This is a genomic window from Streptomyces sp. NPDC021224 (assembly GCF_044332905.1).
Classification (GTDB): Bacteria; Actinomycetota; Actinomycetes; order Streptomycetales; family Streptomycetaceae; genus Actinacidiphila.
This window is the reverse complement of sequence record NZ_JBIRPW010000001.1, coordinates 125,848-146,325: the sequence shown is the minus strand read 5'-3', so window position 1 is coordinate 146,325 and position 20,478 is coordinate 125,848. Positions and strand designations below refer to the sequence as shown.

The 20,478-nt window shown below is 74.5% G+C and carries 19 protein-coding genes; 12 read left to right on the top strand and 7 right to left on the bottom strand.

Annotated elements, in window-relative coordinates; translation table 11 throughout:
- The first annotated feature begins 55 nt into the window (after positions 1-55).
- Both ACH4PY_RS00600 and ACH4PY_RS00595 read left to right on the top strand, forming a co-directional pair.
- The gene (locus tag ACH4PY_RS00600; RefSeq protein WP_398174044.1) at positions 56-1,669 is read left to right on the top strand and encodes an alpha/beta fold hydrolase; all 1,614 of its coding nucleotides are present in this window, start codon (positions 56-58) and stop codon (positions 1,667-1,669) included.
- 82 nt (positions 1,670-1,751) lie between these two features.
- Complete coding sequence (locus ACH4PY_RS00595; protein ID WP_398174040.1) at positions 1,752-2,591, top strand: hypothetical protein; 840 nt, start codon at positions 1,752-1,754, stop codon at positions 2,589-2,591.
- Between the two features lie 91 nt (positions 2,592-2,682).
- Here ACH4PY_RS00595 and ACH4PY_RS00590 read toward each other — a convergent pair whose 3' ends face one another.
- Together ACH4PY_RS00590 and ACH4PY_RS00585 are read right to left on the bottom strand one after the other, a co-directional pair.
- Positions 2,683-3,330, bottom strand: coding sequence for a dihydrofolate reductase family protein (locus ACH4PY_RS00590; RefSeq protein ID WP_398174037.1), 648 nt, complete (start codon positions 3,328-3,330; stop codon positions 2,683-2,685).
- Between the two features lie 38 nt (positions 3,331-3,368).
- On the bottom strand, positions 3,369-3,758 hold the full coding sequence (locus ACH4PY_RS00585; protein ID WP_398174034.1) for an ArsR/SmtB family transcription factor: 390 nt from the start codon (positions 3,756-3,758) through the stop codon (positions 3,369-3,371).
- Between the two features lie 289 nt (positions 3,759-4,047).
- Here ACH4PY_RS00585 and ACH4PY_RS00580 point away from each other — a divergent pair, with 289 nt between their 5' ends.
- The 3 genes from ACH4PY_RS00580 (at position 4,048) to ACH4PY_RS00570 (ending at position 6,054) form a co-directional block, all read left to right on the top strand.
- The gene (locus tag ACH4PY_RS00580; RefSeq protein WP_398174030.1) at positions 4,048-4,242 is read left to right on the top strand and encodes a DUF6126 family protein; all 195 of its coding nucleotides are present in this window, start codon (positions 4,048-4,050) and stop codon (positions 4,240-4,242) included.
- 139 nt (positions 4,243-4,381) lie between these two features.
- On the top strand, positions 4,382-5,002 hold the full coding sequence (locus tag ACH4PY_RS00575; protein WP_398175994.1) for an RNA polymerase sigma factor: 621 nt from the start codon (positions 4,382-4,384) through the stop codon (positions 5,000-5,002).
- A 59-nt stretch (positions 5,003-5,061) separates the two neighbouring features.
- Complete coding sequence (locus ACH4PY_RS00570) at positions 5,062-6,054, top strand: CU044_5270 family protein (RefSeq protein WP_398174027.1); 993 nt, start codon at positions 5,062-5,064, stop codon at positions 6,052-6,054.
- Positions 6,055-6,264: 210 nt separating this feature from the next.
- Here ACH4PY_RS00570 and ACH4PY_RS00565 read toward each other — a convergent pair whose 3' ends face one another.
- Positions 6,265-7,197: an LAETG motif-containing sortase-dependent surface protein gene (locus ACH4PY_RS00565; RefSeq protein ID WP_398174024.1), complete on the bottom strand. Its 933-nt coding sequence runs from the start codon at positions 7,195-7,197 to the stop codon at positions 6,265-6,267.
- Between the two features lie 661 nt (positions 7,198-7,858).
- Between ACH4PY_RS00565 and ACH4PY_RS00560 the strand changes: the two genes are divergently transcribed.
- The 3 genes from ACH4PY_RS00560 to ACH4PY_RS00550 all read left to right on the top strand — a co-directional run bounded on the left by ACH4PY_RS00560 (position 7,859) and on the right by ACH4PY_RS00550 (position 10,876).
- Positions 7,859-8,035, top strand: coding sequence for a hypothetical protein (locus ACH4PY_RS00560; protein WP_398174021.1), 177 nt, complete (start codon positions 7,859-7,861; stop codon positions 8,033-8,035).
- A gap of 77 nt (positions 8,036-8,112) precedes the next feature.
- Positions 8,113-9,231, top strand: coding sequence for a response regulator (locus ACH4PY_RS00555; RefSeq protein WP_398174018.1), 1,119 nt, complete (start codon positions 8,113-8,115; stop codon positions 9,229-9,231).
- Between the two features lie 253 nt (positions 9,232-9,484).
- Positions 9,485-10,876, top strand: coding sequence for a GDSL-type esterase/lipase family protein (locus ACH4PY_RS00550; protein ID WP_398174015.1), 1,392 nt, complete (start codon positions 9,485-9,487; stop codon positions 10,874-10,876).
- Between the two features lie 10 nt (positions 10,877-10,886).
- On the opposite strand, the gene ACH4PY_RS00545 is transcribed toward ACH4PY_RS00550, so the two are convergent.
- Positions 10,887-12,407, bottom strand: coding sequence for an FMN-binding glutamate synthase family protein (locus ACH4PY_RS00545; RefSeq protein WP_398174012.1), 1,521 nt, complete (start codon positions 12,405-12,407; stop codon positions 10,887-10,889).
- A 109-nt stretch (positions 12,408-12,516) separates the two neighbouring features.
- Positions 12,517-14,367 (bottom strand): ABC transporter ATP-binding protein, encoded by a 1,851-nt coding sequence (locus tag ACH4PY_RS00540; protein WP_398174009.1) that lies wholly within the window; start codon positions 14,365-14,367, stop codon positions 12,517-12,519.
- Positions 14,368-14,639: 272 nt separating this feature from the next.
- Between ACH4PY_RS00540 and ACH4PY_RS00535 the strand changes: the two genes are divergently transcribed.
- Positions 14,640-15,482: a Gfo/Idh/MocA family oxidoreductase gene (locus ACH4PY_RS00535; protein ID WP_398174006.1), complete on the top strand. Its 843-nt coding sequence runs from the start codon at positions 14,640-14,642 to the stop codon at positions 15,480-15,482.
- A 174-nt stretch (positions 15,483-15,656) separates the two neighbouring features.
- On the top strand, positions 15,657-16,859 hold the full coding sequence (locus tag ACH4PY_RS00530) for a peptidase S8 (protein ID WP_398174003.1): 1,203 nt from the start codon (positions 15,657-15,659) through the stop codon (positions 16,857-16,859).
- A gap of 60 nt (positions 16,860-16,919) precedes the next feature.
- Here ACH4PY_RS00530 and ACH4PY_RS00525 read toward each other — a convergent pair whose 3' ends face one another.
- Both ACH4PY_RS00525 and ACH4PY_RS00520 read right to left on the bottom strand, forming a co-directional pair.
- Positions 16,920-17,483, bottom strand: a complete 564-nt coding sequence (locus ACH4PY_RS00525) for a cysteine hydrolase family protein (RefSeq protein WP_398174000.1) — start codon at positions 17,481-17,483, stop codon at positions 16,920-16,922.
- A 104-nt stretch (positions 17,484-17,587) separates the two neighbouring features.
- Complete coding sequence (locus ACH4PY_RS00520; protein WP_398173997.1) at positions 17,588-18,016, bottom strand: MarR family winged helix-turn-helix transcriptional regulator; 429 nt, start codon at positions 18,014-18,016, stop codon at positions 17,588-17,590.
- 149 nt (positions 18,017-18,165) lie between these two features.
- Here ACH4PY_RS00520 and ACH4PY_RS00515 point away from each other — a divergent pair, with 149 nt between their 5' ends.
- Positions 18,166-19,044 carry an MBL fold metallo-hydrolase gene (locus tag ACH4PY_RS00515; protein WP_398173994.1) on the top strand — a complete coding sequence of 293 codons (879 nt, stop codon included), beginning with the start codon at positions 18,166-18,168 and terminating at the stop codon, positions 19,042-19,044.
- Positions 19,045-19,095: 51 nt separating this feature from the next.
- Complete coding sequence (locus tag ACH4PY_RS00510) at positions 19,096-20,376, top strand: MFS transporter (protein ID WP_398173991.1); 1,281 nt, start codon at positions 19,096-19,098, stop codon at positions 20,374-20,376.
- Positions 20,377-20,478: the final 102 nt, after the last annotated feature.

Here is a 20,478-nt window from a genome sequence, read left to right as displayed (position 1 = left end):
CCGCGGGGCCGGACGACGTACGCGCGAGGCGTACCCGAGGCGGGAGGAGACGGCGATGGCGGCGACGACCGCGTTCGTCCTGGTGCCGGGACTGCACACCGGCGGCTGGATCTGGCAGGACGTGGCACGACGGCTGCGGGAGGCGGGCGCGTGGGCGCTGCCGCTGACGCTGACCGGCATGGACGGGAACGGGACAGGGCAGGACGCCGACCTCGACACCCATGTCGCGGACGTGCTGCGCGCGGTGGAGGCGGCGGACGCCGAACACGTCGTGCTGGTCGGCCACGGCTACGGCGTCCACCCGGTGATCGCCGCGGCGGACCGCCTCCCCGCCCGCGTCACCCGTGTCGTCCTCCTCGACACCCCGATGCCCCAGGACGGCGACCCCCCGGCGGCCCTCGTCCCCGACCAGGGCCTGCGCGACCGGCTGCTGCGCCGGATCGCGCAGTCGGCGGAGGGCACACCGGCGGAGGCCGGCGCCGGGCCGGGCGCGGCGGACGGAGCAGCGGCGACCGGACCCGCGGAGGAGGCCGCCCCCGTACCGCCGCCCCCGTCCGTGGCGGCGTGGAGTGCGCTCGGGAGTCCGGCCGGGGTCGGGGCGGAGCAGCGGGAGGAGCTGCACCGGCGGGCGGTCGCGCAGCCGTGGGGCACGCTCGCGCGGCCGCTGCGGCTGGGCGGCAACGCCGGGGCGACCGGCACCGTGCCGGTGACCGGCGTGCTGTGCGCGGGGAACGGGTCGAGCCTCGCGATGGTCGAGGGGGCGCTCGCGCTCGGCGGCCCCCGGTTCGCGTACCTGGCCGCGCCGCACCTGAGCTACCTGGAGATGCCCACCGGTCACTGGCCGATGCTCGCCGACCCGGACGCCACCGCCGAGGTGCTGCTGCGCGCGGCCGCGGGCGAGGGTGTCGTCCCGCGGCGGGCGGAGACGGCCGAACGCCCCTCCCATCTGCGGCCGTTCCTGCTGGACGTGGCCGAGCGGCCGCGCGCGCGGCACGGCCGGGTGGATCTGCACCTGCCGGACGGCGACGGGCCGCACCCCGCGGTGGTCCTCGTGCACGGCGGCCCCGTCCCGCAGGGCGCGGAGCCGACCCCGCGGGAGTGGCCGGGCTTCGTCGGCTACGCCCGGCTCCTCGCGGGCGGGGGCGCGGTCGGCGCCGTCGTGGACCACCGGCTGCACGGGCTGGGGGACTTCGCGCGTGCGGCCGGTGACGTCGCGGAGGCGGTCGAGGCGGTACGCGCCCACCCCCGGGTGGACGCCGACCGGGTGGCGCTGTGGTTCTTCTCCGTCGGCGGTCTGCTGTCGGCGGAGTGGCTCGCCGCCCCGCCGCCGTGGCTGCGCTGCGTCGCGCTGACCTACCCGCTGCTCGCCCCGCCCCCCGCCTGGGGCCTGCCCGCCCCGCGCTTCCGGCCCGCCGAGGCCGTACGGGCGGCGGGCCGGCTGCCCGTCGTGCTCACCCGGGTGGGCCGTGAGCGCCCCGAGTTCGCCGCGACGGTCGAGGACTTCCGCGCCGCGGCCCGCGCCGCCGGGGCGGACGTCCACCTGATCGACGTCCCGTCCGCCGTGCACGGTTTCGAGACCCCCGACCACTCCGGCGAGGCCCGCGCCGCGGTACGCGCTGCCACCCGGGCCGTCCTCGCCCGCCTCACGCGCCTCACCCACCTCGCCTGACCGCCGCGCTCTCCGGCGTGCAACTGCCGCGCCGCCCCCGTGCGTCCTCCCGCGAAACGGGGGGACGTACGGGGGTGGGGCCGTGGGGGAGCGGGGTCCGCTGGAGCGGTGGCTGCGTGGGGAGGACCGGCGGCCGCGCGGGATCAGCCCGGACGGGCCGAAGCCGTGGGTACGGACGCAGCCGCCCGGTACCTGCCCGGTGCCGGAGCGGCAGCGGGCCTGGACCGAGCGCTGGCTGGACTGGTGCGAGGGGGAGTTCGGGCCCGCGGTGCCGCGCCGCGAGGTCGCCGCGCCGGGGTTCGCGCCCGCGGGCTTCACCGGCACGCAGGAGGAGGCCGAGGAACTGGTGCGGCTGGTCGGCGCGGTGATGGGCGCGGACGTCTCCGGCATCCACGTCCTGCTGGTGGAGTCCCCGGAGCGCGAGCAGCACCGGCGCCATCGGGTCGGGCAGTACCGCAAGGTGCTGGGCCGGGCGGTGATCGAGCTGGACACCCGGGTCGCCGACCGGCCGGACTCCTTCGCCGGGCTCGTCGCGCACGAGCTGGCGCACGCCCGGCTGATCGGCGAGGGGCGCGTCGCCGCGCTGCGGCTGGCCTCCGCCGAGGAGGAGCGGCTCACCGACCTGGTGACCGTCCACCTCGGCATGGGCGTGCTGACGGCCCGCGCCGCCGAGGACTACGACCGCGCCGCCGGCTTTTCCGTCACCGCGGTCGGCGACCTCACCGACCGGATGCTGACCGCCCGCCGCTTCGAGATGCACCAGATGGGCTATCTGGGCCCCGCCGAATACGGCTACGCCCTCGCCTGCTGGGCGCTGCTGCGCGGCGAGGCAGGCGTGCCGCCCTGGGGCCGGCACCTCCCGGGCGGTGTGCGCGACGCCCTCCGGCAGGGGCTGGCGTACCGGGCGGCCCGCGGCGCCTGACGCGGCCGGGAGGCTCCGCGGGGCCGGAGCCGGAGCCGGAGCCGGGGTCAGGGCCGGGGTCAGGGCCAGGGCCAGGGCCAGGGCCAGGACCTCAGGCGTCCTCGCCGAGACCGAGGTCGGGCTTGGACATGTCCCCGGTGCGCGGCACACCCTCGCCGACCCCGTACTGGAGGAAGACCGTGCCCTTGGGGCTCGTGGCGGGCGCTTCGAGGAGCGTGAGGTTGGTGGGCACGGTGCCCGCGTCGAAGACCTTCTTGCCCGCGCCGAGCACGAGCGGGTGCACCCACAGGTCGAGGCGGTCGAAGAGCTTCTCCCGCAGCAGCGTCTGCACCAGGTCCACACTGCCGACGACGGTGACGTGCTCGTGCCGCTCGCGGATCTCCCGCACCGCGGCGGGCAGGTCGGGGCCGAGCTGCGTGGACCCCTCCCACGACAGGTCGGGCGTGCCGCGCGAGGCCACGTACTTCGGGATGCTGTTGAAGAGCGCGGCGAAACCGGCGTCCGGTCCGTCCTCCTGGTGCGGCCAGTAGGCGGCGAAGATGTCGTACGTGCGCCGCCCGAGCAGCAGCGCGTCCGTCCCCTCGTAGGCGGCGCCGATCTGCGCCCCCATCTCCTCGTCGATCAGCGGCGCCTGCCAGCCGCCGTACGCGAACCGCCCGGAGAGGTCCTCCTCGGGACCGCCGGGCGCCTGCGCGACGAGGTCGAGGGTGGTGAACAGTTCGATCTGGACGCGGCCCATGGCGTGCTCCCCTGACGGTGGTTTCGTGGATCTCCGGTTCAGGGGGTAGACCGGGGCCGTCCCCGGAACTCATCGGTCGCCGCCCGCGGACCGCCCTCGGGCCCGGCCGCCCGCAGGTCGGCGAGCAGCTCGGCCTGTCCGGCCAGGACGCCGGACAGGATCGTCCGGGCCACCCGCAGCAGCTCCGCGACATGCGGGCTGGTGAGCGAGTAGTGGACGTTCGAGCCCTCCTTGCGGGTGACGACGAGGTTCGCCCGCCGCAGCACCGCGAGCTGCTGGGAGAGGTGGGACGGCTCGATGCCGACCTCGGGCAGCATCTCCGCCACCGAGTGCTCCCGCTCGCTCAGCAGTTCCAGCACCCGGATGCGCACCGGGTGCCCGAGGGTTTTGAAGAACTCCGCCTTGAGCTGGTAGAGCGGCGTGCTCACCGCACCGCCCCCCTGCCCGCCAGTCGTCGCATGCGCACAGCTTCCGTCAGCACTCCCGTCACCATTTTCCGTCGGCACGCCGCCATCCTCGCGTCCCGCGGGGGACCGGCGGCCGCAGGGCTTTCCCGTGCGGGTAATTTCTCACGCCCGCGCCCCGGCGGGGGTGCCCGGTGACCCCACGGGCCGGTCAGCAGGCACGCCACCTGCGCAGTTGCGTAATTCGTCAATTGCTCAGATGATGCATTGGTCGTATCCGGACACGCCGCAGCGCCCCGAACGGAAGCCCGCCATGCCCGACGCACCGTCCCCCGCGCCCCCGCCGGCCCCCGGGGAGAGCCCGCTGCCGCGGGACCCCGGCGCGGGCAGCGAGCGGTACAAGGCCCGCGGTGTCGCCCTGCGGGTCTTCGTGTACGTGATCGCCGGGCACGCCTTCGCGGCCTTCCTGTGGCTGCTCTTCTACGTGGGCGCGCACTCCCACAAGTAGCCTCGGCCTCTCCACCCGGCGGACGCCGGAACCCGAACGCGGGCATCGGCGGACAGCAGGTGACCCTGCCCGACGTCCGAGGGAAGCCCATGAGTTCTGTCCGAGGCGAGAAGTGACGGCCACCCCGTGGACCGGCGACCTGCGCCGCGTCCCGGCACCGGACGAGCAGCCCGTGTCCGACGCGACGGTCATCGAGAGCTCCTGGACCGAACCCGAGGCCTTCGCCGTGCTGTTCGACCGCTACGCCGCCGACATCCACCGGTACGCGGCCCGCCGCATCGGTACCGAGGCCGCCGACGACCTGGTGGCCGACGCCTTCGTCGTCGCCTTCCAGCGCCGCCGCCGCTACGACGTGTCGAAGCCGCACGCCCGCCCGTGGCTGTACGGCATCGCCACCAACCTCGTCGGCGCCCACCGGCGCGGCGAGGTGCGCCGGCTGCGCGCGATGGCGCGGGCCGCCGGGACCGTACCCGACGAGCGGACCGGCGACGCCGAGCCGCTCGCCGAACGGGTGGCCGCCCGGGTCGCCGCGCAGAGCACCCGGGCCGCGCTCGCGGGCGCGCTGGCGAAGCTGCCCGCGCGCTACCGGGACGTGCTCCTGGTCGTCGCCTGGGGCGACCTCGACTACGCGGAGGCCGCCGACGCGCTCGGCATACCGGTGGGCACCGTGCGCTCACGGCTGCACCGGGCGCGCACCAGGCTGCGCGACGCCCTGGGCGGGTCGGACCCGACAACCGTGCGCGAGGGCGACGGCCGATGACCGCCGGACGGCGACGGCCGACGCCCCCCGACCGCCAGAAGACGACGAGGAGTTCCATCGTGGACGATCTCCGTGCCCTGCAGGAACTGGCCGCCGACCCGCCCCCGCTGACCGCGGCCGCCCGCGCGGCCGCCCGCGAGCGGCTGCAGGAGGCCGTCGAGGGCGAGAGCCGCGCCGGTGCCGGCGCCTTCCTGCGCGCGACGACCCGGCGGACGGCCTTCCGCCTCGCGGTCGCGGCGACCGTGGCCGCCGCGGTGGCGGGCACCGCCGTCGTCACGTCCGGCGGCGGGTCGTCGCCCGGCTCGCCCGGCACCTCCCGGATGGCGAACGTCAGCGCCGCGCAGGTGCTGCACCAGGCCGCGGGCCGCACCCTCGCGGGCGCCCCGCTGCCGATCCCGCGCGACGACCAGTACTTCTACGTCAGGACGCGCACCACCCACACACCCGTCGGCGGCGGGAAGACCCGCGCCTGGACCGACGAGAGCTGGCTCTCGGTGGACGGCTCCCGGCCCTCCCGGCGCCAGGAGCTGGGCACCGTCCACAACGACCCGCCGCTGGAGAAGAACCAGGTGGTCACCCCGCCCACCCAGTACGCGGCGCTGCAGAAGTGGCCGACCGACCCCGCCACGCTGTTCACGTGGCTCGGCGGCGACCAGGACAACTCGGCGGTCACGGCGGTGAACGGCGGCGCGCAGGCCGCCCTCGACCCCGGCCGGGAGGTCTACACGCAGGCCTGCCTGCTCATCAAGGGCCCGCGCGTCATGCCCCCGGGCCTCCAGGCGGCCACCTTCGAGGTGCTCGCGAAACTCCCGAAGATCAGGATCGACGACGACGGGGTGGACGCGCTCGGCCGCCACGGCATCGCCGTCTCCTACCCCGGTACGTCCTTCAGCGTCGTCTTCGACCGCACGACGTACGACTACCTGGGCCTGCGCCAGACCGGCACCACCCCCAAGCGCGTGAAGGGGGAGTGGGTGGACGGCGACAAGTACACAGAGATGACGGCCCAGGTGGAGGTGGGCGTGGTCGACAGCATCGGCCGCCGCCCGTGACCCGGGGGGTCGGTGGGAGAGGGTCCGCGGCGGGCGGGCGCCGGTGCGGTTGAAGGCGTGGACGGTCGACGGGAGCCCGTTGCCGCTCGGGGAAGCAGCCGCCGCGCACCGGACCGGGTACGGCGACGGCCGCCCGGTCCGGGGTGTCCCGGGCCGGGCGGCCGTCGGTTCGCGCTGAGTCAGCCGTGATCAGCTGTGATCAGCCGCGTGTCAGCTGTGGTTGCCGGTGCGGCGGCGGCGGGTGAAGTAGACCGCTGCTCCGCCGACGACGAGGAGGGCGGCGGCTCCGCCGATGAGGGCGGTGTTCTGGGAGCTGTTGCTGCCGGTCTCGGCGAGGTTGCCGGTGCCGGTGCCGTTGCTGCTGCCGGTGGCCGGGGGCACCGAGGGGGTGCCGGTCGGCGCGGCGGTGCTGGTCGGGCCGGTCGCGGTCGGGGAGGGCGAGGAGGTGTCACTCACGCTCGGCGACGGGCTCGGGCTGTCCGTGGTCTCGCTCGGCGAGGGGCTCGGCGAGTCGGTGGTCTCGCTCGGCGACGGGCTCGGGGAGTCCGTGGTCTCGCTCGGGGACGGCGACGGCGACGTCTCGCACTTGTGCCCGCCGTTCCACGCCGTGATCAGGTCGGTCGGGGTGGCCGAGTCCGGGAAGTGCGGCAGGGCACCGTGGCCCTCACCCGTACCGCCGTCGTACTGGGTGCCGTTGCCGTAGAGGTCGACCTGGCCGAAGCAGTCCGGGACGTGCCCGCTGATGTCGAGCGTCGCGGAGTCGTGCTTGCTGTCCAGGGTGGCGGTGTCCCAGCCGAGGAAGTCCTGGTGGCCGGAGTTCTCCCAGGCCGGGCCCTCAGCGCTGTAGGAGGCCAGCGACACCGTGTAGGAGCAGTTCTTGCCCGGGGTGGACGTCAGCTTGACGGTGATCTTCCCCGGGGCGGTGTCCCCGTCGATCCGCCCGGCCGTCGTCCAGCGGCCGCCGTCCACCTTGTACGTCACGCCGAGCGGGGCGCAGTTGCTGTGCCCGCCGCCGTTGTTCCCGCCGTTGTTGCCGCCGCCGTTGTGGCCGCCGTTGGCGGAGGCGGTACCGATCCCGCCGACCGTCAGGGCGATCGTCGCCCCGGCGACAGCGGCAACGGCTCGTCTGGATATCGCATGCACTGTGAGGATGCTCCCTGAATGCTGGTCGGGCAGCCAGGTGCAGGCAGACAGGGGCCGCTGCTCGACACCAAAACGGCGGGAGACGAACCCGATGGCCTGCGAGGCGTCTCGCCGCCGAAAGTCTTCTGATCTGTAGCCAGTTGGCTCAGGCGGCCGATTATGCCCCGCAAACCCGCTTTCTGTACAGTCGCAAAAGTCCACTGTGCACGCTGTGGATGTTTACGCCGTGAATGACCTGGGCACCGCCTCATTCACCCGTAATACACAGACCGTCAGCAAGCCCCGCCCGGCCCGCCCGCCACCTCCCCCACCAGCACGGGATTGCCCGCGGCGGCTGCCACCACATACGGATCCGGGTCCGCCGCGCCCCCGTCGAGCAGCGCGCGAGCGCGGCATCAGGCCGTCACGCGGGATCGACGTCCGCGGCCGCGAGCCGATCCCTGGTACGCGCGCTCGGTCGCGATCCCGTCGGCCGGGCGTCCCGCGGGGTGTTGCCCGAGTGGTGCCGGGGGAGGTGTTGCGGGCGGCAACGGTGTTGCGGGGGGACAGGCTTGGGGGGTCGGGCCGGTCGGCGCGGCGGTCGTTGCGGTGGGGGTCGGCGCGGGTGTCTCGGGGCGCGGCCCGCTGTCGCGGGAAGAGGTCGGCAGTGCGTACTCCGTTGTTGTCCGTCAGGGCGGCGCTCGTTCTCACGCTGGCGCTGCTCACGGGGCTGGGCGCCGCGGTGGTGTCGGCGGTGGGCGGGACCGCGGCTCCGCAGTGCGTCCTGTGCGGGGCCGGGGCCTTCGGGCTGGCGGTGCCGTTCTTCGACCGGCTCATCGGCGGAAGCGGGTCCGGGTGAGTTCCGGCAGCCCCATGCTTGACCCCGGGCGCGGGCCGTACCGGCGAGCGCCCCGACCGACCGGAGGACACAGCCCGATGGGCGAATTGCGGCCGCTGGCCGACGAGTTGAACGACGACTGCCGGGCGTTCGCGCAGGCGCTGCGCACCCTCTTCGGAGGGCTCGGTGTGTCGGTGCGCCGGTACGCGGCCCGGCGCTACCGGGACGCCGGGACGGTCTCCCGCTACCTCGGCGGCACCCGGGTGCCGCCGTGGGAGTTCGTCGTCGACCTCTTCGCGGACCTCGCCGCCGACCACGGCGCGGCGGCCACCCCGCTGGCCCTGGACCACGTGCGCGAGCTGCACCGCCGGGCGCTCCAGGCCGCCGCCCCCACGGCGGACGGGGTGCACCTGCTCCAGCAGCAGCTGGCCGACGCCGACCGCGAGGCGCGCCGCGCCACCGCCCAGGAGGATCTGATCGGCGACGCGCTGCTGGACCGGCAGCACCGGCTGGCCGACCTGGAAGTGCGCTTCGGCCTGCTGGAGGCCCGCTGGACGGCCGAGCGCGCCGCCACCGCGGCCGCCACCACCGGTGTGCCGCCGGACGCGCCGGCCGGGGCCGGTGACCTGCTCGCCGAGCGCGGCCGGCTGGAGGACCAGGTCAAGGCGCTGGAGGCGGAGCTGGAGGAGACCCGGTTACGGGTGATGCTCGCCGAATCCCGGTGCGAGGTGCTGGAGCGGCAGCTCGCCATCGCGGAGGGCCCGCTGCCCGCCCTCCAGCCGCCCGGCCCGGAACCCGCCGCGGGGACGGCGCTGTGCGGTCCGGCGCGCATCCTGGCCGTCGACGACAAGCAGCCCAACCTGCTCGCGCTGACGGCGGTCCTGGCGGGTCTCGGCCACGAGGTCGTCACGGCCGACTCGGGGCAGGCCGCCCTCAAGGCGCTGCTGGACGGCACGGGTTTCGCCGTCATCCTGCTCGACGTGCAGATGCCGGACATGGACGGCTACGAGACCGCCCTGCACATCAAGCGGCGCGCCCGTACCCGCAACATCCCGATCATCTTCCTCACGGCGATGGACCACGACCCCTCGCACATGTTCCGCGGCTACACCGCGGGCGCGGTCGACTACCTGGTCAAGCCGTACGACCCGTGGATCATCCGGGCCAAGGTCGAGGCCTTCGTGCAGATGCACCTGGAGGCACGCGCCGGGCAGTGACGATCGGACAGTGACAGCCGGGCGGTGACAGCCGGGCAGTGACAGCCGGGCGGTGACAGGGGCATGACCGACATGGGGGGAGTACGCTCATGGGAGCTGCTTCGTGCTCCTTCGTCCCGTTTGCGGTCGGGCCCGGCCCCGGCGGCGGCCGGGGCCCCGCGGCGGTTGGGACGCCCGCGCGCGGGCAGGAGCGCGGGCACGGATCGGAACGGCAGTCACCCGCGTCGGTGGCGCGACGGAGGTGACGTCAAGCGTGCGAGTCAGCGACCGCGCCCGCACGTGGCTGCGCCGCGCCCGCCGGGCGTTGGTGGCCGTCGTCGCGCTCGTCCTCCTCAGCGGTGTGTCGATCTGGCTCGCCGTCCAGCTCACCCCCATGCAGTCGGTGTCGGCGGCCGGGCAGACGGTGTCGGTGGGCGCCGCGCAGCCGGGCCGGAGCATGTCGGGGCCGGGGGAGCTGGATCTGTTCGGCGAGGCCATCGCCACCCGGCCGCACTTCGACGGGCCGATCCGGCCGCGTCTGAAGCTCACCCACATCGACCTGGGCTCGGAGGTCGGCGACGCGGGCACGCTGCTGCCCGACCTGAGCCGCGAGCTGGGCTCGGGGTGGCTGCGGTACTGCCTGTGGGAGTCGCTCGTCGCCGCCGGGTGCGCCGCGGTCATCGCGGTGGCCGTCGCGGGGGTCCGGCGGGCGTCGCGGCGGACCATGCTCACGATGGTGGCGGCGGGCGTGGTGTCCGTGTGCGCGGTCAACGCGGTGGGGATCTACCTGCTGGCGTCCGGCACGCCCCGCGTGCTGCGCGAGGTCCGCTCGCTGGACGACCTGGTGGGCCGTACGCCCGCGCAGCCGGTGCCCGCGGCCAAGGGCCCCGCGCTGCCGGACGTCAACGCCGTCGTGCTCGGCGACTCCACGGCGGCGGGCATCGGCAACCGGCTGGTCGACAACCCCAGCGCCGCCGACAAGGCGTGCGGCCGCAGCGCCGACTCCTTCGCCGCCGACCTCGCCTCCGCCAACGGCTGGAACGTGCTCAACCTCGCCTGCCAGGGCGCCACCGTCACCGACGGCGTCCTCGGCGTGCAGACCCGCGGCGACGTCGTCGTCCCGCCCCAGCTGGCCGTCGCCCAGCGGGCCACCAGCGCGTCCACCGTCATCGTCAGCATCGGCGCCAACGACATGAACTGGTCCGCGCTGACCGCGCTGTGCGCCAAGTCACCGGTGTGCGACGACAAGGCCTCCACCGCGTACTTCACCGAGCGGCTCGCCGCCTTCACGCAGAACTACCTCGACCTGCTCCAGCAGCTCGCCGCCCTGCCGCACCACCCGCACGTGTTGATCAACGCGTACTACGACCCCTTCGGGCCCGACACCACGTGCCTGGAGAAGGACGGCCTGACCGCGCAGAAGATCCAGGTCCTGGACTCCCGCCTGGCCGACATCAACGACGTGCTGGAGAGCGGCGCGCAGACCCTGCACTTCACCAGCGTGCGACCGGACTTCTCCGGCCACACGCTGTGCACCGACCAGCCCTTCGTCCAGGGCACCGCGGACAAGGCCCCGCTGCACCCGACGGCGGCCGGCGAGCTGGCCGTCGCACTCGCCGACCAGCAGGCCCTGACCACGCTCCAGCGCGCGACCCCGACCCCCTGACGGGCGCCGGTCAGGCCTGCCCGCGCATCACCGCGGTGATCCCGGCGGCAAGGTCCGGGCCCAGTTCGCCCCAGCCGTCCTTGTAGCCGTAGACCCCGGCCAGGGTGCGGGCGTCGTAGTCGCCGTTCATGATCTCGATGTCGGTGGCGGAGATGAGGCCCGGGTGCGCGACGCCGAGCGCCCCGGAGATCTTCGTCAGCTCCTTGCGCAGGGTGCGCAGGTACGCGGCCGCGCGCTCCGCCTTCGAGGCGGGGTCCACACCGCGCGACAGCCACGGGTTCTGGGTGGCGATACCGGTGGGGCAGCGGTCGGTGTGGCACTTCTGCGACTGGATGCAGCCGATCGACAGCATCGCCTCACGCGCCACGTTGACCATGTCCGCGCCGAGCGCGAAGGCCACCGCGGCGTTCTCCGGCAGGCCCAGCTTGCCGGAGCCGATGAAGGTCAGCTCGTCGGTCAGACCCTGCTCGGCGAAGGTGCCGTAGACCCGGGAGAAGCCCATCCGGAAGGGCAGCGACACCGAGTCGGTGAAGGTCAGCGGCGCCGCGCCGGTGCCGCCCTCGCCGCCGTCCACGGTCACGAAGTCGACCCCGCGGTCGCCGCGCGCCATGAGCGCGGCCAGCTCCTGCCAGAAGTCCCGCTCGCCCACCGCGCTCTTGATGCCGACCGGAAGACCGGTCTCGGCGGCGACCAGTTCGACGAAGTCCAGCATCGAGTCGACGTCCCCGAAGGCGCTGTGCCGGGAGGGCGAGGCGCAGTCCCGGCCGACCGGGATACCGCGGATCTCCGCGATCTCCGGGGTCACCTTGGCGCCCGGCAGCATCCCGCCCAGCCCCGGCTTCGCGCCCTGCGAGAGCTTGATCTCGATCGCCCGGACCGGCCCGGAGGCGACGACGTCCTTGAGCCGGGCGAGGTCGAAGCGGCCCTCGGCGTCGCGGCAGCCGAAGTAGGCGGTGCCGATCTGGAGCACCAGGTCACCGCCGCCGCGGTGGTACGGGGAGAGGCCGCCCTCGCCCGTGTTGTGCATCGCGCCCGCGAGCGCGGCGCCCTTGTTGAGCGCGGTGACGGCCGCGCCGGACAGCGACCCGAAGCTCATCGCCGATATGTTCACCACGCTCGCCGGGCGGAAGGCCTTCGCCCGCCCGCGCGGCCCGCCCAGCACCTTGGCCGAGGGCAGCGGCGCCTGCGGGTCCTGCGAGGCGGGCAGCCCGGGGGCGAAGGTGCGCTGCTTGAGGTAGGCGTGCCCCTGCATGTGCTCGACGTCGGCGTCGGTGCCGAAGCCGAAGTAGTTGTTCTCGCCCTTCGACGAGGCGTAGACCCAGGTGCGCTGGTCGCGCGTGAAGGGCCGCTCCTCCTCGTTGGAGGTCACGATGTACTGCCGCAGCTCCGGCCCGAGCCGCTCCAGCAGATACCGCGCGTGCCCGACCACCGGGTAGTTCCGCAGCAGGGCGTGCTTCTTCTGCACGAGGTCTCGCGCGGCCACCAGCGCCAGTGCTGCTGCGGTGGCCGCGCCGGCTGTCCGGGCGCGCATGAACGTTCCTCTCCTCGCGGGCCGGCTCCGTCGCCGGCCCGGATCCGACCCTAGAGGACGGCCCCCCGCGCCCCGCCCGCCCCCCGCGGCGCCCTCGCGGGCGGCGCGGTCACGGCAGTACGGGCGCGGCGGCGCTGTTCGGCGGGCCGGGACCGTCGTCGTCGAGGAAGCCGCCCGACTGGTGGTGCCACAGCTTCGCGTAGGCGCCCTCGCGGTCCAGCAGCTCCTGGTGGGTGCCCTGCTCGACGATCCGGCCGCGGTCGAGGACGACGAGCCGGTCCATGCCGGCCACCGTGCTCAGCCGGTGCGCCACCACCAGCGCGGTGCGGCCCTCCATCAGCCGCCACAGCGCCTCCTGGACGAGGATCTCGCTCTCCGAGTCCAGCGCGCTGGTCGCCTCGTCCAGCAGCAGGATCGGGGCGTCCCGCAGGATCGCCCGGGCCAGCGCGACCCGCTGCCGCTGCCCGCCGGACAGCTTCACCCCGCGCTCGCCGACCATCGTGCCGAAGCCGTCCGGCAGCGCGTCGGCGAACTCCGTGACGTGCGCGGCCTCGGCGGCCCGCCGGATCTCCGCGTCGGTGGCGTCCGGCCGCGCGAAGGCGATGTTGTCGCGCAGCGTGCGGTGGAACATCGCCGGGTCCTGCGGCACGTACGAGATCAGGCCGCGCAGGTCGCGCTGCCCGATCCGGCTGATGTCCTGGCCGCCGACGGTGATCCGCCCGCCGTCGATGTCCGTCATCCGCAGCAGCAGCCGGGCCAGCGTCGTCTTCCCGCCGCCCGACCGTCCGACCAGCCCGACCCGAGCACCGCCGGGCACGGCCAGGTCGAGCTTCTCGAACAGCGGCGCCGCGCCCCCGCGGGGCCCGCCGTGCGTGAAGGTCACGTGCTCGAAGCGGACGGCGGCGCCGCGGTTGGCCAGCGGCTCAGGCTCGGCCGGGTCGAGCACGGTGGGGTCGGCGAGCAGCAGCTCGGTGAACTGCGCGGCCTCCGTCATCGAGCTCTCCAGCCGCCGGTAGATCTGGTTGAACTCGAACATGATCCGGGTGGCGTTGCTGAAGTACGTGAACGCCACCACGACCGCCTCCACGCCGTGCCGCCCGCCGCCGAGCGTCACGGCGAGCAGCAGGCCGAGCGCGTTGGTGAGCACCGACAGCGGCGCGACGACCGTGTCGATGCGCAGGTTGCCGTAGTCCCACGAGCGCAGTGACAGCCGCCGCGAGTACGCCACGCGCGACCGGTGCTCGGCCGCCTCGCGCTCCTCGGCGCCGAACGCCCGGACGGTGTCCATGTTCATCAGGACGTCGGAGACATGCCCCGACACCCGCGCGATGGCCGCCTCCCGCTCGTCGACGAGTCTTTGCCGGTGCCGGATGAGCGGCGCCACGGCCACCGCCGTCAGCACGATGAGCGACAGCAGCGCGACGACGAGCAGCGGCTCGTACCGCCACAGCACGACCGAGCCGAACAGCAGCGGTACGAAGCTGCCCACGACCGAGAACGTCAGCGTGTCCGCGAACTCCTCGAAGCGGGCGGCGAAACTGAGGACGCGCTTGGTCAGCGCGCCGGCGAAGTTGTCGTGGAAGAAGACCGCGTCCTTCGCGAACAGCTCGTCCATGCCCGTGACGTACAGGTGCTCGATGCCGCCCGCGTCCAGCCGGTTGAGGCAGTGCACCCCGATGCGCCAGCACCCCTCCGAGGCCAGCAGCACCCCGGCGAACGCCAGCACGTACGGCACCGCGGGCCCGACCGCCCCGCCCGCGTCGGCGGAGATGTTCCCCACCAGCACGGCCACGACCAGCGGCGCCACGTAGTTGATCCCGATGTTCCCCACCGCGGGCAGCAGCATCGCCGGCACGGTCAGCCACCGCAGCCGCACCAGCTCCCGCCCGTAGTACCGCAGCGCCAGCCGCACCGAGCCCCGCCCCGGCGTGCCGTCCTCACGTGTGTCAGGCGTTTCCATGACCGCCCCGCGTCGTCGTCCTGCGCCGACCGGCCGCCCCGGCAGCCCACCTGCCCGGCCGCGGCCGTTCCTCCCGGCAGACCGCCGGAGAGCCGGACCGCCGACGGCCCGAACCGGCAGTCTGCCGAGTCCCGTTCCCCGCAGTCCAAGCGTTTTCCGCCCGCCGCGCCCCCCGCCGAAAGGATCCGGACACGGCGGCCCCCGGCTCCCGCGCGGCTGCTGGCAGACTGCCGGGAGGTGTCCGTACGAGCACGGTCACGGTAAGGAAAGCCATGCGTATCGGCATCGTCGGCACCGAGAGCAGTCACGTCGACCAGTTCGTCGACCTCCTCAACATCAAGGGCGCGGGCGGGGGCGCCCGGGTGGTGGCGCTGAGCGGTGGGGCCTCGGAGCGCAACGAAGTGCTGCGTGCCAGGGGGGCGGTGGAGCACGTCGTGGGCGGGCCCGGCGAGATGGTGGGGCTGGTCGACGCGGTGGTCGTCGCCGACCGGGACGGGGGGCTGCACCGCGAGCACGCCGTGCCGTTCCTCGCGGCGGGGCTGCCGGTGCTGGTGGACAAGCCGCTGGCCCGCACGGTCGCGGACGCCGAGGCGATCGTCGCGGCCGCCCGCGCGTACGGCGCCCCGCTCACCTCGTACTCGGCTCTGCGCCTGCTGCCGGCCACCGACGCCCTCGTGGCCGAGGCGGCGGGTCTCGGCGCGGCCCAGGTCGTCGTCGCCTCGGGTCCGGCCGATCCCGAAGGCCCGTACGGCGGGGTCTTCTTCTACGGCATCCACCCGGTGGACGTGGCCCTGCGGCTGGCGCCGGGCCCGCTCGGCGACGTCCGGGTGGAGCGCTGCGCCGACACCGTCACGGCGACGGCCGTGGCGGGCGCCACCCGCGTGGTGGTCAACCTGGTGCGGCCCACCGCGACGGCGCAGGTCCCCTTCCACGTCCTGGTCGTCGCCCGGGAGGGCGTCGCGCAGCGCACCCTGGATCTCGGCGCGGACTACCTCCTCCCGGCCCTCACCGCCTTCCTCGCCATGGCCCGCACCGGCCGCCCGCCCGTGCCGTACGAGGACCTGCTCCGTCCGGTGCGCCTGCTCCAGGAGATCGACGCGGCGCTGCGCGGCTGAATCCGGCCCGGCGGCTCGTCCCGCACGGGAGCCTCTTGCGCAACACGGCCACCTGGCCGCACACTTCGGGTCTGTTGCTGATGTGACATGCACGCGTCAGGAACAACCGGCGGCGACGGGCCGGCGCCCGCCGGGGTCGAAACCCCCGATCGACCACTACCCAAGGAGAGTCCTATGCAACTGCGCTCACGCGCACGGCTGCTGCGTACGGGCATCGCGGCCCTGGCGGCGATCCCGCTCACCGTCCTCGGCCCCGCCGTGGCCTCGGACGCGGCATCCGGCTCCGCCCACGCGACGGCGCGCTCCTGCGCCACCGCCGTGGCGGGGCACGCCTCGTGCCAGGCCCTCGTCCGCACCGACATGGTCGCCGCGCAGCGCGTCGCACCCGACGCCACGCCGTCCGGCTTCGGCCCGTCGAGCCTCCAGTCCGCGTACAACCTGCCGTCGGCGACGGCGGGTTCCGGCCGCACCGTCGCGATCGTCGACGCGTACGACGACCCGACGGCCGAGGCCGATCTCGGCGTCTACCGCGCCCAGTTCGGGCTTCCCGCCTGCACGACGGCCAACGGCTGCTTCAAGAAGATCGACCAGAACGGCGGCACCAGCTACCCGAGCAAGGACGGCGGCTGGGCGCAGGAGATCTCGCTCGACATCGACATGGTCTCGGCCATATGTCCCAACTGCCACATCCTGCTGGTCGAGGCGAAGACCTCCAGCTTCGCCAACCTCGGCGCCGCGGTGAACCGCGCCGCGGCCACCGCCGGCGTCGTCGCGATCAGCAACAGCTACGGCGGCTCCGACGCCTCCGACGCCAGCTACGGCTCGTACTACAACCACCCGGGCATCGCGGTGACCGCCAGCTCCGGCGACTCCGGCTACGGCGCGAGCTACCCGGCGTCCTCGCACTACGTCACTGCCGTCGGCGGCACCTCGCTGAGCACCGCGTCCAACAGCCGCGGCTGGAGCGAGACCGCGTGGAGCGGCGCCGGCAGCGGCTGCTCCGCGTACAACACCGCGCTCAGCGGCGCCGCGTCCTTCGCCACCGGCTGCTCCAAGCGGGCCGAGGCCGACGTCTCCGCGGTCGCCAACCCCTCCACCGGTGTCGCGGTCTACGACAGCACCGCCTACCAGGGCTCCTCCGGCTGGATGGTCTTCGGGGGCACCAGCGTGTCCTCCCCGATCATCGCGTCGGTCTACGGGCTGGCCGGCAACACCGGCTCGATCGACAACAACTACCCGTACGCGCACGCCTCGTCGCTGAACGACGTCACGTCCGGCAGCAACGGCAGCTGCTCCACGTCGCAGTGGTGCAAGGCCCGCACCGGCTGGGACGGCCCCACCGGGCTCGGCACGCCGAACGGCATCGGCGCCTTCTGACCCGACAGGGCCCGCGGGCCGGGAGGGGCTCTCCCCCTCCCGGCCCGCGGGCCGCCGGGGCTACGGGCGTGCGATCGCGCCGAGCCACTCCTCGACGGTGAGGACGTCGCCCCACAGCGGGAAGAGGTTCCCGGTGAGGACGCGGTGCAGTTCCGGGTCGGTGTCGAGGCAGGCGTCCGACAGGACGGTGAGGCCGAGGTCGAGGTCGATGGCGCGGCACGCGGTGGACAGCACGACGGCGCTGGTGGCGATGCCGGCCAGGACGAGGCTGTCGATGTCGCGGGCCCGCAGCACCAGATCCAGGTCGCTGCCCGAGAACGCGCTCGCCCGGCGCTTGGCCACCACGACGTCGTCCGGTCCGGGCGCCACGTCGGGGTGGATCTCCGTACCGCGGGCCCCCTCGGCGAACAGCCCGGCCCGCAGCACGGTGGCCATCACCTTGCTGCGGCCGCTCGCCCGCGGTTCGTCCGCGGGCAGCCGCATGACCACGTAGATCACCGGGACGCCCGCCGCGCGGGCACCCTCGATCGCCCGCCGCAGCCGCCCGAGGTACCCCGATCCGTCGTCGGCGATGTCCACGACGTCCCGCTGGACGTCCATCACGAGCAGCGCGCTGCCGGCCATGTCCGAGACCCCTCCCCCGGGGAAGCCCCGAAGTCCTCGCGTCCTGCGATTCGTTGCCCAGTATGGACCGGCGCCCGCGTGCCCGCGCGGGCGTTTCGTGCCGCCTACGGGCGGACCATCGCCTGTTCCAGCAGGCCCTGCAGGGTCCGCTGCTGCTCGGGGCTGAGTCCGGCGAGCGGCGAGTCCTGGACGAGGAGATCGAGCAGCCGCTCGCGCAGGCCGGTGCCCTCGGGGGTGAGGACCAGCAGCTTGGCGCGGCGGTCGGTGGGGTGCGGGCGGCGCTCCACCAGGCCCTGCTTCTCCAGCTTGTCGATGACGAAGGTGGCGTTGGACGGCTCGCAGCTCATGCGCTCGGCGAGCTCGCGCATCGTCATCGGCCCCGTCATCTCGCGCAGCGCCGTCGCCTGGGCGGCCGTGAGGCCCAGCGGGACGGCGCGCTCGCGCACGTGCTGGGCGATCTGCTGCGCCATGCCGTTGAGCAGACCGCACAACTCCCGCTCGGCGATGGCGTGCGGCTGCGAGGACGTCGTCATGGGTCCCATCCTAGCAAGTCCATCAAGTGAGAATATTTCAAGCTTGCATGATTCTAACTTGACTCATATTGTGGCGCCGTCGCCGCCGAACCGCGCGGCGACGGCGACCCCGGCCCGCCCGGTGACCACGAGCGGCCCGCAGGAAGGCGATGAGGACCATGGCGTACCCCACCACCGAACAGCCGCCCCGGCCGACCGGCGTGCGCTCGCTGCTGCTGGGCGACACGAAGGTGTCCTACGTACCGGACGGGGAGGTACGGCTCAGGCCGCGCGAGATGTTCCCCGACGCCACCGACGCGGCATGGGCCGCCCACCCCGGGCTCCTGGACGCCTCCGGCAGCCTGGTGGCGAGCATCGGCGGCCTGCTGGTGGAGAAGGACGGCCGCGCGCTGCTGATCGACGCGGGCTTCGGGCCGCGGTCGCTGCCGCCCGCCCCGGACGGACCCCGCGGCGCGATCCACGGCGGCGCCCTCCTCGACCACCTCGCCCGGCTCGGCCGCAGGCCCGAGGACATCGAGGCGGTGGCCGTCACCCACCTGCACCCCGACCACACCGGCTGGGCCTGGCACCCGGCCCCGGGCCTCGGCCGCCCCGCGTTCGCACACGCCGACCACCTCGTGTCCGAGCCGGAATGGGCCGCGCACCGCACGCAGACGGAGCCGCCCGAGACCGCGGGCCCGGCGCCGCGCGTGCGCACCGTCACCGACGGGCAGGAGATCTTCCCCGGCGTCCGGGTACGGGTCGCCGCCGGACACACGCTCGGGCACACCGAGTTCGTCGTCAGCGCGGGCGGCAGGCGGCTGATCGCCTTCGGCGACGCGCTGCACTCGCCGATCCAGGTCGCCCACCCGGAATGGTCCTCGGCCTTCGACCACGACCCAGTGCGTGCGGCCGACCACCGCCGCCGTCTCGTCGCCGAACTCGCGGAGCCCGGCACGGTCGGTTTCGGCATCCACTTCGCCGACGCGGTGTTCGGCCGCGCCGTGCCCGACGGCGACCACCTCACCTGGCGCCCGACGGCCGCCTGACACCGCGGTACCGCCGGAGCGGCGGCTCCACCGAAAAGGGGGAACGAACCCATGGACATCGCTTCACTCCCGTCACCCGCGCTGCCTGCGCCGCCCGTATCCCGCCCCGCGCCCCGCACCGGCCGCCGCAACGCCGTGGTCCTGGTCGGCTTCACCGCCGCGACCAACCTCGCCGACGGCGTGACGAAGATGGCGCTCCCGGTCCTCGCCGCCCGGCTCACCGGCTCACCGGTCCAGGTCACCGCGGTGTCCCTGACCCTCACGCTGCCCTGGCTGCTCGTCGCCCTGCACGTCGGCGTGCTCGTCGACCGCTTCGACCGCCGGCGGCTGCTGTGGGCCGCCAACGGGGCACGGCTTCCGGCCATGGGCGTACTCACCGTCTCCGCCGCGACCGGCGGCCTCGGCCTCGGCCTGCTCTGTGCGACCGGCGCGGTCCTCGGTGTCGCCGACGTCCTCGCGTCCACCTCCGCGTCCGCGCTGGTCCCGGCCGCGGTGCCGCCCGCGGGGCGGGAGAGGGTGAACACCTGGATGGTGGGGGCCGAGACCGTGGGCCAGGAGTTCGCCGGCCCCTTCGTCGGCGGCCTGCTGCTGGCCGCCGGGACGGCGTTCGCGCTCGGCGTCGTCGGCGCCTCCTACGCGGCCGCGGCGCTCGTCCTGCTGGTGCTGGTGGGCCGCTTCCGCGCCGAGCGGCCCGCCCCCGGCGCCGCGGCCGCCCCGCCCGTCTCCGTCAACAGCCGGATCGCCGAGGGAGTGCGCTTCCTCTGGCACGAACGGGTGCTGCGGACCCTGTCGGTGGTGGTCGCCGTGCTCTCCGCCGCATGGGGCGCCTGGCTGGCCCTGATGCCGCTCTACGCCGAGCAGGTCATGCGGCTGGGGCCGCGTCGGTACGGCATCGTACTCAGCGCCCTCGGCATCGGGGGCCTGGTCGGCGCGGTCGCCGTGACCTGGGTCAACCGCGTGCTCGGCGCGCGCCGGGCGATGCTCGCCGACCTCATCGGCACCGGAGCGATGGTGGCCCTCCCCGCCCTGACCACCAGCGTCCACGCGGTGGCGGCGGGCGCCTTCCTCGGCGGCATGGGCGGCACCCTCTGGTCGGTCAACGCCCGCACCCTCACCCAGCACCTGGTCCCGGACGAGATGCTCGGCCGCTACGGCGCCGCGGCCCGCCTGTTCACCTTCGGCGCCATGCCCCTGGGCGCGGCCCTGGTGGGCCTGCTCGCCGAACTGTGCGGCATGCGCCTCGCCTTCGCGGCATTCGCCCTCGCCACCGCCGCGACCCCCTTCCTCTTCCTCCGCACGGTGCCCGCGTCGTCCCTGCGCCCGCCCCCCTGACACCGCCCCGGCCGGGGGGGGGCGGTACGGGGCGGCGGATGCCCTGCGACCGTCGGTGCGGGCTGTTAGCGTCGACCGCACAGAGGTTCGAAGACCTGGGGG